This is a genomic window from Blastococcus sp. SYSU DS0619, from assembly GCF_054051035.1.
Window position 1 is genome coordinate 1 of record NZ_JBJHAM010000026.1, and the last position, 14,426, is coordinate 14,426.

A 14,426-nucleotide genomic window follows, 5' to 3' on the forward strand; every position below is an offset into this window, starting at 1 on the left:
CCCCCCCCCCCCCCCCCCCCCCCCCCCCCCCCCCCCCCCCCCCCCCCCCCCCCCCCCCCCCCCCCCCCCCCCCCCCCCCCCCCCCCCCCCCCCCCCCCCCCCCCCCCCCCCCCCCCGCCCCGCGCCCCCCCCCCCCCCCCCCCCCCCCCCCCCCCCCCCCGGCCGCTCGACCTGTCCACCCCGCCGGTGGCGACCGTCCCGGCGTCCCCTCTCCCCGCCGCACCGGCGGGCCACGTACCAGGAGCACACCCGTGACCACCCGCTCGCAGACGGCCCCTGTCCCCGGCTCCCGGGTCCGGCGCAGGGCGTCGGCCGTCGTCCTGCCCGCCACCCTGCTCGTGGGCTGCACCGCGACACCTCCGGAGCCGGAGCCGGGTCCGGGGGCCGCACCCTCGTCCACGCCCGTGGCAGTGGCCGCCGGTCACGTCCACGGGGTGGGGGTGGACCCGGGCGACGGCGCCCTCCTCGTCGCGACGCACGACGGCCTGCTCCGGCTGCCTGCCGGCGGGGACGCCGTGCCGGTCGGTCCGGTCATGGACCTCATGGGGTTCACCGTGGCCGGGCCCGGGCACTTCCTCGCCTCCGGCCACCCCGGTCCGGACGTCGACCTGCCCCAGCCGATGGGGCTGATCGAGTCGACCGACGGCGGGCGGACGTGGAGCCCGGTGTCCCGGCAGGGCGAGTCGGACTTCCACGCGCTCACCGCCAGCGCGGCCGGCGTGCTGGGCTACGACGGCACACTGGTCCGCAGCAGCGACGGCAGCACCTGGGAGCAGCTGGCCATCCCGGCCGAGCCGCACACGCTCACGGCGTCCCCGGACGGGCAGCTGGTGCTCGCCACGACCGCCCGGGGCCTGCTCCGCTCCACGGACGCCGGTGGGACCTGGGCGGCGGTGGGCGGCGCTCCACTCCTGCAGGTCGTGGACTGGGCCGACCAGGGCACCGGCGTCGCGGGGGTGGACCCGTCCGGCATCGTCTGGACCAGCAGCGACGCCGGCGCCACCTGGCAGCAGGGCAGCGAGCTGGGGTCCGCTCCGCAGGCGGTGACCCTGGCCGGCACCGACGACGGCGCCTCCCGCCTCGCCGTGGCCACCGACACGGCCCTGGTCGAATCCGTCGACGGGGGACGGACGTTCGACGTCGTGGCGGAGTGGTGACCGGCGCCTCGGCGCTGCCCGAGGTCGGACACGGCACGGTGACCCGGGAGCACGCAGCTCAGCCGGTCCGGGCCCGGCGGTAGCCTCCTCCCGGTGCGCGCAGCGGATTCGGGCAGTTCCACCCCACCGGTCCCGACGGAACGGGTGACCGCTGCGCCGGGCCACGTCCTCCGGGGCATGGCGATGGGCGTCGCCGAGGTCGTGCCCGGCGTCAGCGGGGGGACCGTCGCCCTCGTCCTCGGGATCTACGAGCGGCTCATCGACGGCGCAGGCCACGTCGTCACGGCGCTGCGCCTGTCGGTCACGGGACGGTGGGCGGAGGCCCGCGCCGAGCTGGGGCGGGCTCACTGGATGACCATCGTGCCGGCGCTCGCCGGGATGGTGACGGCTGTCCTGATCGCCGCCCGGCTGGTGGAGCCGGTGATCGAGGACCATCCGGTTGGGTCCCGCGCCGTGTTCTTCGGACTGGTGCTGTTCTCGATCGTCGTGCCGGCCCGGATGGTGGGCCGTTGGGCGACGCGGGACGTCGCGACCGCCGTGGTGGCCGCCGGCGCAGCCTTCGTGCTCACCGGCCTGCCGCCCGGCGGCGACGTCGCCCCGCGGCTGGTGGTGGTCACCCTCGCCGCAGCGGTGGCCATCTGCGCCCTCGTGCTGCCCGGGGTGTCGGGTTCCTTCCTCCTGCTCACCCTTGGCCTCTACCAGCCCACTCTCGCCGCGGTCAACGACCGGGACGTGGTCTACCTCGGCGCCTTCGCCCTCGGGGCGGCGGTCGGGCTGAGCCTCTTCGTGAAGGCGCTGCAGGCGGCTCTCCACCGACACCACGCCCTGACACTGGCGCTCATGACCGGCCTCATGGTGGGGTCGCTGCGCGCGCTGTGGCCGTGGCAGGAGGAGGACCGCGGCCTGCTCGCCCCGGACGACGGCGCGCTGCCCGTGTTCGCCCTCACGCTCGGTGCGGGGCTGGTGGTCACCGCCGTTCTCGTCCTGCAGGCGCATGCCGAGCGCCGTGCGACGGCTGCCGCGCTCGCCGGCCAGGCGCGCCGGGACCACTGAGCGGACGCCCGTCGGCTGCCTCCCTCCGTCCCGGGCCGCGCTCCTCCGAGAGGCGGTGCACCCGCCGGTGGGTGGTCGCGACGGGACGGGCCCATGGCGCCGCCCCTGCCAGGCCGGCCCTCCGCATCGCTCAGGGACGCCGGCAGAGCCTCAGGTGCCCGCGGGGGAGTCCTCTTCGGCCTCTCGACGGCGCCGGCGGACGACGTCCGCGAGGTGACCGACGACGAGGACGGCCATGCCCGCGGCCGACCACCAGAGACCCCCGATCGCCGCGACGACCCCGATGACGACGGCCACAGCCATCACCGACCAGCGTTTCGGGCCACTCCACGTCGTCGCCTGCATCCCCTGCAGGCTAGGCGCCGCAGGACGCGTCGTCATGCGGGCGGGACCGGCCCGGTGTCGCGCGCCACCGGCGGACGGGACGTCGCCCCGGGGCGTCGGCGACCGGCGGCGGTGCCCCTCCGGACGTGGGAGCCCCGGGCCCAGCCCTCCGGCTGCGGGGGTCGGAGGTCAGCGGCCGCGGCGCCAGGGGCCGATCGCGCCGGACCGGGACTACGGCACCATCTCCGTGTGCCGACTCTCCGCATCGCCCAGGACCCCGCTGCCGACGAGCTGCTGGGCCGTGACCCGCTGGCCCTCCTGATCGGGATGCTGCTGGACCAGCACATGCGTCGACGAAGCAGCTGAAGAAGTCGACTGCAGTTCGACCCGCCGCGACGAGAAGGGCCGGTTCTGACCGGGGCTTCCCGCGGAGCGGCCGCGGCGCGAGAGTCACTCGCTACCCGCGTGGCCCCTGGAAGGGCGGCAGCCGACGCGCCCGGTGACCCGTGACAGGTGGAGTTCGCGCTCCGTGCCGCATGGGCGGGAGAGGCGCTGGCGACCTTGCGGCGGTAGCGCCGGGATATTGGATCTGGCCGGTTCCTGGGGCGAGTCCGCGGAGCAGCCCCAGGAACCGTGATCCATGTCAGGCGACGAGCTTGGCGGTCACCTCGGCGAGGCGGCGGCCCTGGTAGCGGGCCGCGGCCAGCTCGGCCTGGTTGGCGGTCGCCGCCTGGCCGCCCGAGGCGTTGGAGACGCCGTAGGGGTTCCCGCCGGCCTCGAACAGCAGGGGGTCGGTGTAGCCGGGCGGCACGATGACCGCCCCGAAGTGGGAGAACACGTTGAACAGTGTCAGGATCGTCGACTCCTGGCCGCCGTGGACGTTCTGCGCGCTGGTGAAGGCGGTGGCGCCCTTGTTGGCCAGCTTCCCGGTGAACCAGAGCCCACCGAGGGTGTCGATGAACTGCTTCATCTGGGCTGCAGGGGTGCCGAATCGGGTCGGCGTGCCCAAGGCGTAGCCGTCGGCCCACTCGAGGTCCGCCGGCGTGGCCACCTCGACCTGATCGGCGGTGGTGTCCACGTGGGCGCGCCAGAGCGGGTTGGAGTCGATGGCCTCCTCGGGAGCCAGCTCGGGGACTCGACGCAGGCGAACCTCGGCCCCGGCTTCGCGGGCGCCGTCAGCAACAGCGGCGGCGAGCTGGTGGACGTTCCCGGTCGACGAGTAGTAGACGACAGCGATGTTGGGCACGGTTCTCCCTGTAGCGCGTTGGTTCGGACATGGCGGGCAGCAGTCGGCGCATCTCATTGAATGCTCAACTACTGCTCCGACGCTACCGCGCGCCGGCTCGTTATGCATGTCGGGAAGTGGCGCCCGGCGCCCAGGATGCGGACGGCGTGGTGGTGACCGGGGTGGAGCGAAGCCGGAAGTCAGCGCTCGTTCACAAAACCTGGAACGAGCTCTCTGGCAGGCACATCGTCCACCGGCGGAACCGTACGGCCCGCGGTGCTCGGTGGTGATTGCGACGGGATCGCTCTACGGCACCATCTCGGGTGTGCCGACCCTCTGCATCGCCCAGAACCCCGCTGCCGATGAGCTGCTCGGCCGCGATCCGCTGGCCCTCCTGATGGGGATGCTGCTGGACCAGCACATGCGTCAACGAAGCAGTGACCTTTCCCGAAGTGGCTCCTGAACTGGTCGGCGGTGCCGGTGGACCGGCCGATCGTGCACCGGTCACGAGGTGGGTCATCGTGACCGGTGGGCCTTCGGCCGGAAGGTGTAGGGCAGCGGCCAGGCCAGCGCCCAGATGACCACGCCGGCGGTGAGCCCGTTGATCCAGCCGGTCAGGTGCGCCGTGCGCGCGGCATCGTCGACGGCGAGGACGGCCAGGCCGAGCAGGCTGCAGGCGACCGCCCACCCGGCGAGCGCGCGGGCCCACAGCTTCCACTCGTGGCGAGCGCGTGCCTGCCCGTACTTCGGGGGGCGCACGGGTGGCGGGCCGCCTGCGAAGCGGTGGGCGAAGCGCTGATCGGCCCACCGCAGGGTGAGCGGCCCGAACGCCACGGAGAAGCCGATGTAGACGGCGGCGAGCCCGTGCGCGGCGCCGGCTGTGCTGCCCGAGCGGAGGTCGAGGACGGAGGCGATGAGCAGGACCAGGTCGAGCACCGGGGCGCCGGCCAGCAGGACCGCGCTGGTGCGGCGCAGGCGCAGGAGGTAGCGGGTGACCAGGCCGGTGCCGAGCAGGCACCAGAAGCCGATCTCGCAGGCCACGATGACGGCGATCAGGAATCCGCTCACCTGATGGGCTCCGCTCCAGCTGCCGTCCCGGTGGCGGCAGGGCCCGCGTCGGCCGGGCGTGGCGCACGGTGCATCAGCCAGGTGCGTGGACCACCGTCGGGCAGGTCGACGACGTCGGTCACCGTGAAATCGAGGCGCTGGTAGAAGCGCACGTTGCGCGCCGCGCTGGTCTCCAGGTGCACCGGCAGCCCGTATCGATCGGCGCGGGTGAGCCCTGGTGCGAGGGCGACGGCTCCCAGGCCCCGCCCTTGGTGGCTCCTGTCCACGCCGACGCTGGCCAGCAGGAGATGTTCGCCGCCGCGCCGGTGTGGGCCGAGCACGGCGTCGGCTGCGGCGGCCGTGGCCGCGCGGTCACCGGACAGGTCGGCGACCGTCGGCCCGATCTCCCGCCACACCTCGTCGGGGACGGCGGTGCCGGGCAGCCAGACGGCGACCGTCGTCAAGCGTTCGGCGCTGTAGCCGAGGTCGACGTGCCCGTAGGGCAGGGCGACGGCGGTGAGGTACAGCTCCTGCAGCGTGGTCAGCCGCCGGTCGTGGTCGTCGGCGGCGACGGTCCAGCGGGTCCAGGGGTAGTCGGTGAAGGCGTCGGCGAGGAGCCGGGCCGCGGCCGGGAGGTCGCCGGCCGTGGCGGGGCGCAGGTGGAGCGTCATCAGTTCTCCGGCTGGGGGCGGACGGACGTGAGGTGGCGGTAGGCGGCGGGAGTCCAGGCGGCGAGCACCTTGGGCCGCAGGGTGGCGCCGAGGCGGCGGTAGAAGCGCTGGGCGTCGGCGTTGTCGACCTCCATGCCCCAGCGGATGAGCAGCTGTTCGGGCGCGGCAAGAGCGGTGAGGGCGGCCATGAGCTGGCGGCCGACGCCGGCGTCGCGATGGCCGGGGCGGACGTAGAGGTCATCGAGGTTGAGCACGTCGTCGCCGGTCCACAGGTGCAGCTGGCGAAGGGCGGAGACGTAGCCGACGGCCCATCCGGCGCGCTCGGCGAGCAGCACGACGACATCGGGGCGGTGGAGCAGCCGGCGCCACTGCTCCGCATCGATGTGCACGTGTGCGCTCTGGTCCTCGTGGGCGGCGATCTCGCCGACCATCGCGGCGACGTCGGCGGCGTCGGCGGGTGCGGCCCGCCGGACCGCGACGGGCGGGGTCGTCGTGGCGAGGGCGCTGCCGTCGGGCGCGGGCAGATGGGTCATGGTCGGCTCCTGCAGTGTGGCGTGGACTCGGGGTGCACCGGGTGGAGGTCGGACGGGCTGCAGCGGGGTGGTGCCGTTGCCGGTCCCAGGGGCGGCCGGGCCCGGCAACGGGCGCTCACCGGGTGGCGATGGCGGTGAGCACGTCGAGCCGCGCGGCACGGCGGGCGGGTGGCAAGCCGGCGGCCAGGCCGCTGGTCATGGCCGCGGCGACGATGACCAGCAGCTGCCCGAGGGGAACCTCCATCACGAACGGGTTGTCCCCGGAGAGTCCGGCCAGGGTGGCCGCGGCCAGACCGAGGCCGAGGCCCAGCCCGACGACCGCGGCCACCGCGGCGATCAGCGCCGCCTCGGCGCGCACCATCGACGACAGCTGAGCGCGCGTCATGCCGACCGCCCGCAGCAGGCCGATCTCGCGGGTCCGTTCGACGATGGACAGCGCCAGCGTGTTGGTGATGCCGAGCAGCGCGATGAGCACGGCGAACCCGAGCAGCACGGTGATCAGCCCGAGCACCTGGTCGACGGCGGCGGCGCGACCGGCCGCGGCCTCGGCCTGGTCGAGCACCTCGGCGTTGGGGAAGTCGGCAACCGCTGTGCGCAGCGCCGTTCGCGCGTGGGCCGGGTCCGCGCCGTCGGCGAGCGCGACGTAGACGGTGGCATCGACGTTCTCGCTGAAGTGCTGCGCGAAGGTGTCCAGGGAGATGACGTAGCTGGTGGACAGCGCGCGGGCGCAGCCGTCCGCCATCAGCCCGACCACCCGCAGCCGCTGCTCGCCGTCGCGCGAGAAGGTCAGCGCGAGAGTGTCGCCGACGGACAGGCCGCGCTCGGCAGCAACGCTGTCGGCGAGCACTATGCCGCCGTCGGTGAGGGCGGCCAGGTCGCCGGCGGTCATGTCGATGTCGGCGACACGGGGCAGGGTGGCCGGGTCGATCGCGGTCAGCGCGCTGGTCGTGCCCGCGTCGAGCCAGTGGCCGTAGCGCACGGGGGAGACGGCGGCGACCTCGGTCAGGGCGGCGACGCGGGCGGCGACCTCCGGGGACAGGCCGCCGAGCATCTCGTCGCGGCTGCTCTGCACGAGCAGGTCGGCGGTGATCGCCTCGCCGCTGGTCGCCCCGATGGCCTTCACCGAGCTGCCGAGCACGGTGACGAAGCCGATCAGCGCCAGGCCCAGGGCCAGGGCCATCGCGGTGGCTGCGGTACGCCGCGGGTTGCGCACCACGGACTCCCGGGCCAGTCGCCCGGGCACGCCGAGGCCGGTCAGCGGCCGGCCGACCGCGCGCGCCAGCCGCGGCGTCAGCACAGGGGCGAGCACGAGCAGGCCGGTCAGCAGCAGCGCCGCGCCGATGGCGACGCCGGCGATGTCGCGGAGCAGCGCGGCGGTGAGCAGTGCCGCCAGGCCGAGCCCAACGGCCGTCCACCCGGTGATCCGCCGGCCTCGGCGGGGGCGCAGCGGCGCCGGGGCGGAGGCCCGCATGGCTTCCACCGGGGCGGTGCGGGCTGCGCGACGGGCCGGGCCGAGCACGGCCAACAGCGTGATGAGCGTGCCTGCGGCCAGGCCGACGACGATCGTGCGGGCGGTGACGGTCAGCGGGCCGTTGGGCAGCGCCAACCCGACGCCGGAGGCCAGCCCCCGCAGGGCGTGGGCGGCGCCGACACCGGCGGCGGTGCCGCCCGCGGCGCCGGTGACGCCGACCAGCAGCGCCTCACTGAGCACGGAGGCGAAAACCTGCCGGCCGGTGGCTCCGGCGGCACGCAGCAGCGCCAGCTCCCCGGCGCGCTGGGTGAGCACGATGCCGAAGGTGTTGGCGATCAGGAACCCGCCGACGACGAGACCGGCGGCGGCCAGCGCCAGCAGCACGACGCGCAGGTAGTCGATGCTCTCCTTGGCGGCGTCGGCGCTCGCGGCGGCGGCGTCCTGGGCGTTGCTGACGGCGTACTCCCCGCCGAGGGCGGTGGCCAGGTCCCCGCGCAGTTCGGTCACGGCGACGCCGTCGGCGGCGAGCACGTCGACCGAGGTGAGACCACTGCCGAGGCCGAGCAGCGCCTGCGCGGTGGGCAGGTCGAGGAGCACCACGGTGCTGGTGGCCAGGCCGTCGCCGTCGCCGACGCCGGTCAGGCCGACCACCCGCAGCTGCCGGCTCGCGGTCGCCGACACGGTGACGATGTCGCCGAGCTCGATCCTGAGCTGCGCGGCGGTGGCCGCGTCGAGCACCACCTCCCCGTCACCGGCCGGAGCGCGACCCGAGCGCAGGGTGTAGGCGGTGAACGGGGCCTCTGCCCAGGTGTCGAGGACGGTCGGCCCGGCGGGGGCGACGGCCTGCCCGGCGACCTGCAGCTGCCCGGGGCCGGAGGCGACCGCCCGGACCCGGTCGACGCCCGGGGTGGCGGCTACGCGGTCGGCGAGGTCGGCAGGCAGGGGGTCGCGCTGGACCTCGACCCCCATCGCGGCGTCGAAGGCGGCGGCACCTCGGACGATGAGGTCGACGCCGGCGGAGGTGGTGCGGAACTGCTCGTCGAGCAGCCGGCTGCTGGTGTCGGTGAGCACGAGGCTGCCGGCGGCGAACGCGACACCGAGCGCGACGGCCAGCCAGGTCAGCGCGAGCCGGGACCGGTGCGCGAGCGCGTTGGCGAGAGCCAGACGGAACATCTCGGCTCACACCCCCGCTCGCGTGTCGAGGCCGGCCATGCGGGCGAGCACCGTCTCGGCGGTGGGGTCGGGCAGCTCGTCGACGATGCGGCCGTCGGCGAGGAAGACGACGCGGTCGGCGGAGGCGGCCGCGACCGGGTCGTGGGTGACCATGACGATCGTCTGGCCCAGCGTGCGGGTGGCGTTGCGCAGGAAGGACAGCAGCGCGGCGCCGGCGCGGGAGTCGAGGTTGCCGGTCGGCTCGTCGGCGAAGACCAGCTCTGGGCGGGCGATCAGCGCCCGGCCGACGGCGACGCGCTGCTGCTGCCCCCCGGACAGCTGCGCCGGGCGGTGGTCGAGCCGGTCACCCAGGCCCAGCATCGCCACCAGCTCCTCCTGCCACGCCGGGTCGGGGCGCTTGCCGGCGAGCGTGAGCGGCAAGCTGATGTTCTCGGCGGCGGTCAGCGCCGGGATGAGGTTGAACGCCTGGAAGACGAAGCCGATCCGCTCGCGACGCAGCAGGGTGCGGTCGCGCTCGGACAGCGCGGTCAGGTCGGTGTCCCCGAGGAGGACCTGGCCGGAGTCGACGCGGTCGAGGCCTGCGAGGGCGTGGACCAGGGTGGATTTGCCCGACCCGGAGGGGCCCATGACGGCGGTGAACGCACCGGCGGGGATCGCGACCGAGGCGCCGTCGAGGGCTCGGACGGTGGCCACGCCGCGGCCGTAGGTCTTGACCAGGTCGACGGCGCGGGCGGCGATCGGCGGCTCGGTCTCCGTCGCCGCGGTGGCCGGGACGGCGGAGGTGGGGCACTCGATCTTTCCTGCAGGGGCGAGCCGCGGGGGCGGCGGGAGAAGGGGGCGGGCGGGCATGGCGTCTCCTGGGGGCGTGTGAGGCGGGTGGTCAGCGGGTGCGGCGGCGTGGGGAGCGGATCTGGGCGGCCCGGGCGAGCCGGTGGGTGCGGGCGTCGCGGAGCAGTTCGGCCTGGCGGGCACGGAAGAGCTCCTCGTGGAGCAGGTGCACGGCGGGTGTCTTTTCGTGCGGGCGGTGGAGGGAGTGGAAGGGCGCCGGCGGCAGAGGCGTGAGCTCCCGCCGCCGGGCGGTCAGGGCACGACGCGGTAGCCGGCCGCCTCGATCGCGACGGCGATGTCGGCGCGGTCCACCGGCCGGGTGGCGGTGACGGTGGCCATGCCGCTGGCCAGGTCGACGGTGACGGTCTCGACGCCGTCGACGGCGGCGATCTGCTCGGTGACCGCCTGGCGGCAGTGCGCGCAGGTCATCCCGGTGACGCGGAAGGTGGTGGCGCCGATGAAGGTGCGCGGGGTGCCGGACAGCATGGGGAGCTCCTGGTGCGTGGGTGCGGCGTCGGTCGGGAGGAGCCTCGGCGCCGGGGTGGGTGCCTCCCACCGGGGAAATTGCCGGTATCTGTGCTGGGATCGGCCGGGTCAGTGCCCGTGCCCGTGGCCGGCGGTGCCGGCCGGGGGCTTGCCGCCGGGAACGGCGAGTGCGGTGAGCACGAACAGCGCGGCGAGGACGGCGGCGGTGACGGCGAACGCCCGGCCGTAGCCGTCGATGAGCCCGGCGGAGGTGGCGAGGTTGCCGGCGACGGCGGTGAGCGCGGCGACGCCGAGGGCGGCGCCGATCTCGTGGCCGGTCATCATCAGCCCCGAGGCCAGCCCGGAGCGCTCGGCGGGCACGTCGCTCATCGCGGCGACGGCGATGGCCACGAACATCGGGCCGACGCCGGCACCGACGAGCAGGAAGCCGGGCAGCACGTGGGCGGCGTAGGAGGTGCCGCCGGCGCTCGTGGCCAGCAGCAGCACGCCGGCGGCCAGCACGACCAACCCGCCGAGGATGAGGGCGCGGGCGCCGAGGTGGCCGATGACCTTCGACGCGGCGGCGGCGGCGAGGGTGATCGCGGCGGCCAGCGGCAGGAACTGCAAGCCGGCCACGACCGGCGTCGAGCCCACGATGGCCTGCAGGTACAGCGAGGTCAGGAAGATCGCGCCGACCACCACACCGGTGACACCGGCCATCACCGCCGAGGCCGAGACCAGCGACCGCATCCGCCAGGTGGCCGGCGGGATGAGCGGATCGGCGGCGCGCCGCTCGAGCCGGGCGAACGTCGTGAGCAGGGCGGCGGCGGCGGCCAGCGCGAGCCAGGTGCGCGGCGCGGCCCAGCCGGCCGAGCGGGTGGCCTCGATGCCGAACACCAGGGCCAGCAGCCCGCCGACCAGGGTGAGCGCACCGGGCACGTCGAGGCGGCGCAGCGCACCGGTCCTCGAGTTGCTGCGGGTCACGGTGCGCAGGGTGCCGAGCACGACGGCGATGCCGATCGGCACGTTGATGAAGAAGACCGCCCGCCAGCCCAGCGCGCTGGTCAGCGCCCCGCCGAAGAGCACGCCGGCGGCGATGCCGAGGCTGCCGACGGTGCCCCACACCGCGAGCGCGGTCTGCCGCTGCTTTCCGGCGTAGGCGGTCATGATGATCGACAAGGCGGCCGGGGTGAGCAGTGCCGCACCGGCACCCTGCGCCGCCCGGGCTCCGATGAGCGTGAGCGGGGTCTGCGCCAGACCGCTGACCAGCGACGCGGCGGTGAACAGGGCGATACCGGCGAGGGCCGCGCGGCGCCGGTCGAGCAGGTCGGCGATCCGGCCGCCGAGCAGCAGCAGCCCGCCCGACAGCAGCACGTAGGCGCTGATCGTCCACTGGTAGTCCGCGGCCGACAGGCGCAGGGACTCGCTGATGGACGGCAGGGCGACGTTCACCACCGACACGTCCAGGATGACCATGAACTGGGCGGCGATCATCAGCGCGAAGACCGTCCACGGCCGGCGCGGCTCGTCCGCGGCAGGTGCCGCGTGGCCGTGGCCGCAGGCGTGCGGGTGCTGGTGAGCGGGCGCCGCCGGTTCGATGGTGGGGTGGGCTGACATGGCTCCTCCTCGGGGTGGGTCTGCGGGTCTGGCTGCCACGCTCGCCGCCGTCGGGGGCCCTCACGCCGGGAAAACCACCGGGATCGCGATTACGGGACCTGTCCGCTGCGGTCGGTACGGTCCCGTTCGTGCTGGCCGGACGGGATGCCGAACGCGCGGCGATCGCTGCGCTGCTCGGCGCCGCCCGCGCCGGGGCCGGCGGATCCCTGGTGATCCGCGGCGTGGCCGGCTCGGGCAAGTCGACGCTGCTGGCCGACGCGGTCAGCGCCGCGGCCGGCATGCGGGTGCTGCGCACGTCGGGGGTGGAGTCGGAGTCGCCGCTGGCGTTCGCCGCGTTGCAGCGGCTGCTGTGGCCGCTGCGCGCCCGCCTGGACGCGCTACCGGCGCGGCAGGCCGCCGCGCTGGGCGCGGCACTGGGCGAGGCCGACGGCGAGGGCGATCGGTTCCTGGCGTTCCTGGGGACGCTGAGCCTGCTCGCCGACGCCGCCGAGGAGGCCCCGGTGCTGGTCGTGGTCGACGATGCGCACTGGCTCGATGACGCCTCGGCCGCGGCGCTGCTGTTCGTCGCTCGCCGGCTGCAGGCCGAGCGCGTCGCGCTGCTGTTCGCCGCCCGCGAGGGCGAGGCCTACGGCTTCGAGGCGCCCGATCTTCCCACCGCTGTGCTCGGTGGCGTGAGCGGTGCCGACGCCGAGGAGCTGCTGACCGCCCAGGGCAACGGTGAGGTCGACCCGGCGGTGCGCGACCGGCTGGTGGCCGCGACCGGTGGCAACCCGCTCGCGCTCGGCGAGCTCGCCGCCGCGCTGACCGGTGACCAGCTGGCCGGGCGGGCGCCGCTGCCGACCCCGCTTCCGTTGACCGGCGGGGTCGAGCGCGGGTTCCTCGACCGGGTCCGTCGCCTGAGCGCGCCGGCCCAGCGGCTGCTGCTCCTGGTCGCAGCCGACGACACCGGCCGGCTGACCGTGGTCCGCGACGCCGCCTCGCGTCTCGACATCGCCGACGATGCCCTGGACGAGGCGGAGGGGATCGGGCTGCTCCGCGTCGACGGCGACACCCTGGCGCTGTACCACCCGCTGGTCCGCTCGGCGGTGTACCGGGCGGCCACCAGCGCGCAGCGCCGCGCTGCCCACCGAGCGCTGGCCGACGTCCTCGGCGCCGACCCCGACAGGCGCGCCTGGCACCTGGCCGCGGCGGCCGATCGGCCCGACGAGACGGTGGTCGGCGCGCTCGACGGCGTCGCCGAGCGCGCCGCCGCCCGCGGAGGACACGAGGCCGCCTCCGCCGCCTGGGCCCGCGCCGCCGAACTGACCGTCGACAGCGACGCCCGCAGCCGGCGGCTGTTTGCGGCCGCCTCCTCTGCCTGGCTCGGTGCCCATCCGTCCCGGGCCGCCGGACTGGCCGCCGCCGCCGACCTCACCGACCCCGTGCAGCGGGCCCGGCTGCTGCTGCTGAAGGGCCAGATCGAGTGGAACACCCACTCCCTCGACGACGGCTACGACCTCGTCCTGGAGGCCGCTACCCTCGCCGCCACAGCCGACGAGGCGACCGCGCGGCCGCTGGCGATGCTCGCCGCGGCGCTGTCGGCGTTCGGGGCGCGCTCCCCGCGCCCGGTCGACCCCGCCACGCTGGTCGGCCAACCTCCCGCCGACGCACCGGCCACCGGCCGGGCGGCCTGGGAGCTGCTGCAGGGGTTCGCCGCCGTCGGCCGGCGGGACTGGGCGCACGCCGCGGCAGCGTTCCGCCGCGCGTTCGACCTGACCGACGCCGAGCCGCTCGACGGCGACCACGTGCTGCAGCCAAACCTCGGCATCGCCGCCTGGCTCATCGACGACGACGAGCGCAGCCTGCGGCTGCACGAGGAGCAGTTGACCGCCGCCCGCCGCGCCGGCGCGCTGAACATGGTGGAGCACGCCCTCACCCGCGGGTTCCACGCCCAGCTGGCGATCGGCGCGTGGACGAAGGCGGCCGGTGCCGCCGCCGAGGCGCTGCCGCTGGCTGCCAGCACCGGCTCCTCCGGGCTGACCGCGCTGCCCACCGCGCAGCTGGCCGTGCTCGCAGCCCTGCGCGGGGACGACGTCGCCGACCGCCACCTCGCCGACGTGGCCGCGGTCCGCGCGGCGCATCCGGTGGGCATCACCGACAGCCTCGTCACCGACCTGGCCCACTGGGCGCAAGCGCTGCGCACCGCCGGGCAGCCGGCTCCCGCGCTGCACCATCTGGAGCAGCTGCAGAACCCGATGCTGCGCCGCATGGCCGCCCTGGACCTGTTCGACCTCGCGGTCAGGGCCGGCCGGACCGACCTCGCCGGCGCCTGGCTTGCCGAGGTCGAGGAGTTCGCCGCCGCTACCGGCACCGCGCCGGCGGTCGCCGTCACCGAGCACGGTCGGGCCCTGCTCACCGGCGGACCCGACGCCGAGAAGCACTTCCTCGCCGCGCTGGATGCGCACGCCGCCTCCCCGCGGATGCCCGACCGGGCCCGCACCCAGCTGGCCTTCGGCGAGCACCTGCGGCGCGCCCGCAGGCGAGTCGATGCCCGCGAGCACCTACGGGCCGCCCTCACCGTCTTCGAGGAGCTCGGCGCGGCGCCCTACGCCGAACGCGCCGCCCAGGAGCTGCGCGCCTCCGGGGAGACCGCCCGCCGCCGCGACGTCACCACCACCACCGAGCTGACCGCGCAGGAACGCCAGGTCGCCGGGCTGGTCCGGCAGGGGTTGTCCAACCGGGACGTCGCGGCGCGGTTGTTCGTGTCGCCCCGCACCGTCGACTTCCACCTGCGCAACGTGTTCAACAAGCTCGGCGTGGCCTCCCGCGCCGAGCTCACGGCCCTTCCGCTCGACTAGTCGTCGCGACCAGGGCCTGCTTCGG

General features: G+C 75.5%; 13 protein-coding genes. 4 read left to right on the top strand and 9 right to left on the bottom strand.

Annotated features, from left to right (window positions below; all coding sequences use genetic code 11):
- Positions 1-251: 251 nt before the first annotated feature.
- A complete protein-coding gene (locus tag ACI79T_RS19150) occupies positions 252-1,157 on the top strand; it encodes a F510_1955 family glycosylhydrolase (protein ID WP_456611692.1) in 906 nt (301 codons plus the stop codon).
- Positions 1,158-1,250: 93 nt separating this feature from the next.
- Positions 1,251-2,210, top strand: a complete 960-nt coding sequence (locus ACI79T_RS19155; protein WP_456611693.1) for a DUF368 domain-containing protein — start codon at positions 1,251-1,253, stop codon at positions 2,208-2,210.
- A gap of 150 nt (positions 2,211-2,360) precedes the next feature.
- On the opposite strand, the gene ACI79T_RS19160 is transcribed toward ACI79T_RS19155, so the two are convergent.
- Both ACI79T_RS19160 and wrbA read right to left on the bottom strand, forming a co-directional pair.
- The gene (locus tag ACI79T_RS19160; RefSeq protein WP_456611694.1) at positions 2,361-2,513 is read right to left on the bottom strand and encodes a hypothetical protein; all 153 of its coding nucleotides are present in this window, start codon (positions 2,511-2,513) and stop codon (positions 2,361-2,363) included.
- A gap of 664 nt (positions 2,514-3,177) precedes the next feature.
- The gene (gene wrbA / locus ACI79T_RS19165) at positions 3,178-3,780 is read right to left on the bottom strand and encodes an NAD(P)H:quinone oxidoreductase (protein ID WP_456568071.1); all 603 of its coding nucleotides are present in this window, start codon (positions 3,778-3,780) and stop codon (positions 3,178-3,180) included.
- Positions 3,781-4,084: 304 nt separating this feature from the next.
- On the opposite strand from wrbA, the gene ACI79T_RS19170 reads away from it, so the two are divergent.
- Complete coding sequence (locus ACI79T_RS19170) at positions 4,085-4,222, top strand: hypothetical protein (protein WP_456611695.1); 138 nt, start codon at positions 4,085-4,087, stop codon at positions 4,220-4,222.
- A gap of 53 nt (positions 4,223-4,275) precedes the next feature.
- Here ACI79T_RS19170 and ACI79T_RS19175 read toward each other — a convergent pair whose 3' ends face one another.
- The 7 genes from ACI79T_RS19175 to ACI79T_RS19205 all read right to left on the bottom strand — a co-directional run bounded on the left by ACI79T_RS19175 (position 4,276) and on the right by ACI79T_RS19205 (position 11,564).
- Positions 4,276-4,827 (bottom strand): hypothetical protein, encoded by a 552-nt coding sequence (locus ACI79T_RS19175; protein ID WP_456611696.1) that lies wholly within the window; start codon positions 4,825-4,827, stop codon positions 4,276-4,278.
- Positions 4,824-5,477, bottom strand: a complete 654-nt coding sequence (locus ACI79T_RS19180) for a GNAT family N-acetyltransferase (protein WP_456611697.1) — start codon at positions 5,475-5,477, stop codon at positions 4,824-4,826. Before ACI79T_RS19180 ends, ACI79T_RS19175 begins: the two co-directional genes overlap by 4 nt.
- On the bottom strand, positions 5,477-6,010 hold the full coding sequence (locus tag ACI79T_RS19185; protein ID WP_456611698.1) for an N-acetyltransferase family protein: 534 nt from the start codon (positions 6,008-6,010) through the stop codon (positions 5,477-5,479). The genes ACI79T_RS19180 and ACI79T_RS19185 overlap by 1 nt, the downstream gene beginning before the upstream one ends.
- Before the next feature lie 115 nt (positions 6,011-6,125).
- On the bottom strand, positions 6,126-8,654 hold the full coding sequence (locus ACI79T_RS19190) for an FtsX-like permease family protein (protein ID WP_456611699.1): 2,529 nt from the start codon (positions 8,652-8,654) through the stop codon (positions 6,126-6,128).
- A gap of 6 nt (positions 8,655-8,660) precedes the next feature.
- Positions 8,661-9,503 carry an ABC transporter ATP-binding protein gene (locus ACI79T_RS19195; RefSeq protein ID WP_456611700.1) on the bottom strand — a complete coding sequence of 281 codons (843 nt, stop codon included), beginning with the start codon at positions 9,501-9,503 and terminating at the stop codon, positions 8,661-8,663.
- Between the two features lie 231 nt (positions 9,504-9,734).
- A complete protein-coding gene (locus ACI79T_RS19200) occupies positions 9,735-9,968 on the bottom strand; it encodes a heavy-metal-associated domain-containing protein (RefSeq protein WP_456611701.1) in 234 nt (77 codons plus the stop codon).
- 108 nt (positions 9,969-10,076) lie between these two features.
- Positions 10,077-11,564 (bottom strand): MFS transporter, encoded by a 1,488-nt coding sequence (locus ACI79T_RS19205; RefSeq protein WP_456611702.1) that lies wholly within the window; start codon positions 11,562-11,564, stop codon positions 10,077-10,079.
- A gap of 128 nt (positions 11,565-11,692) precedes the next feature.
- Between ACI79T_RS19205 and ACI79T_RS19210 the strand changes: the two genes are divergently transcribed.
- Complete coding sequence (locus tag ACI79T_RS19210; protein WP_456611703.1) at positions 11,693-14,401, top strand: AAA family ATPase; 2,709 nt, start codon at positions 11,693-11,695, stop codon at positions 14,399-14,401.
- Positions 14,402-14,426: the final 25 nt, after the last annotated feature.

Coding starts and splice junctions, on each gene's coding strand:
- ACI79T_RS19205 (WP_456611702.1), bottom strand. CDS start 11,564: ATGTCAGCCCACCCCACCATCGAACCGGCGGCGCCCGCTCACCAGCAC.
- ACI79T_RS19195 (WP_456611700.1), bottom strand. CDS start 9,503: ATGCCCGCCCGCCCCCTTCTCCCGCCGCCCCCGCGGCTCGCCCCTGCA.
- ACI79T_RS19190 (WP_456611699.1), bottom strand. CDS start 8,654: ATGTTCCGTCTGGCTCTCGCCAACGCGCTCGCGCACCGGTCCCGGCTC.
- ACI79T_RS19160 (WP_456611694.1), bottom strand. CDS start 2,513: ATGGCTGTGGCCGTCGTCATCGGGGTCGTCGCGGCGATCGGGGGTCTC.
- ACI79T_RS19180 (WP_456611697.1), bottom strand. CDS start 5,477: ATGACGCTCCACCTGCGCCCCGCCACGGCCGGCGACCTCCCGGCCGCG.
- ACI79T_RS19185 (WP_456611698.1), bottom strand. CDS start 6,010: ATGACCCATCTGCCCGCGCCCGACGGCAGCGCCCTCGCCACGACGACC.
- ACI79T_RS19200 (WP_456611701.1), bottom strand. CDS start 9,968: ATGCTGTCCGGCACCCCGCGCACCTTCATCGGCGCCACCACCTTCCGC.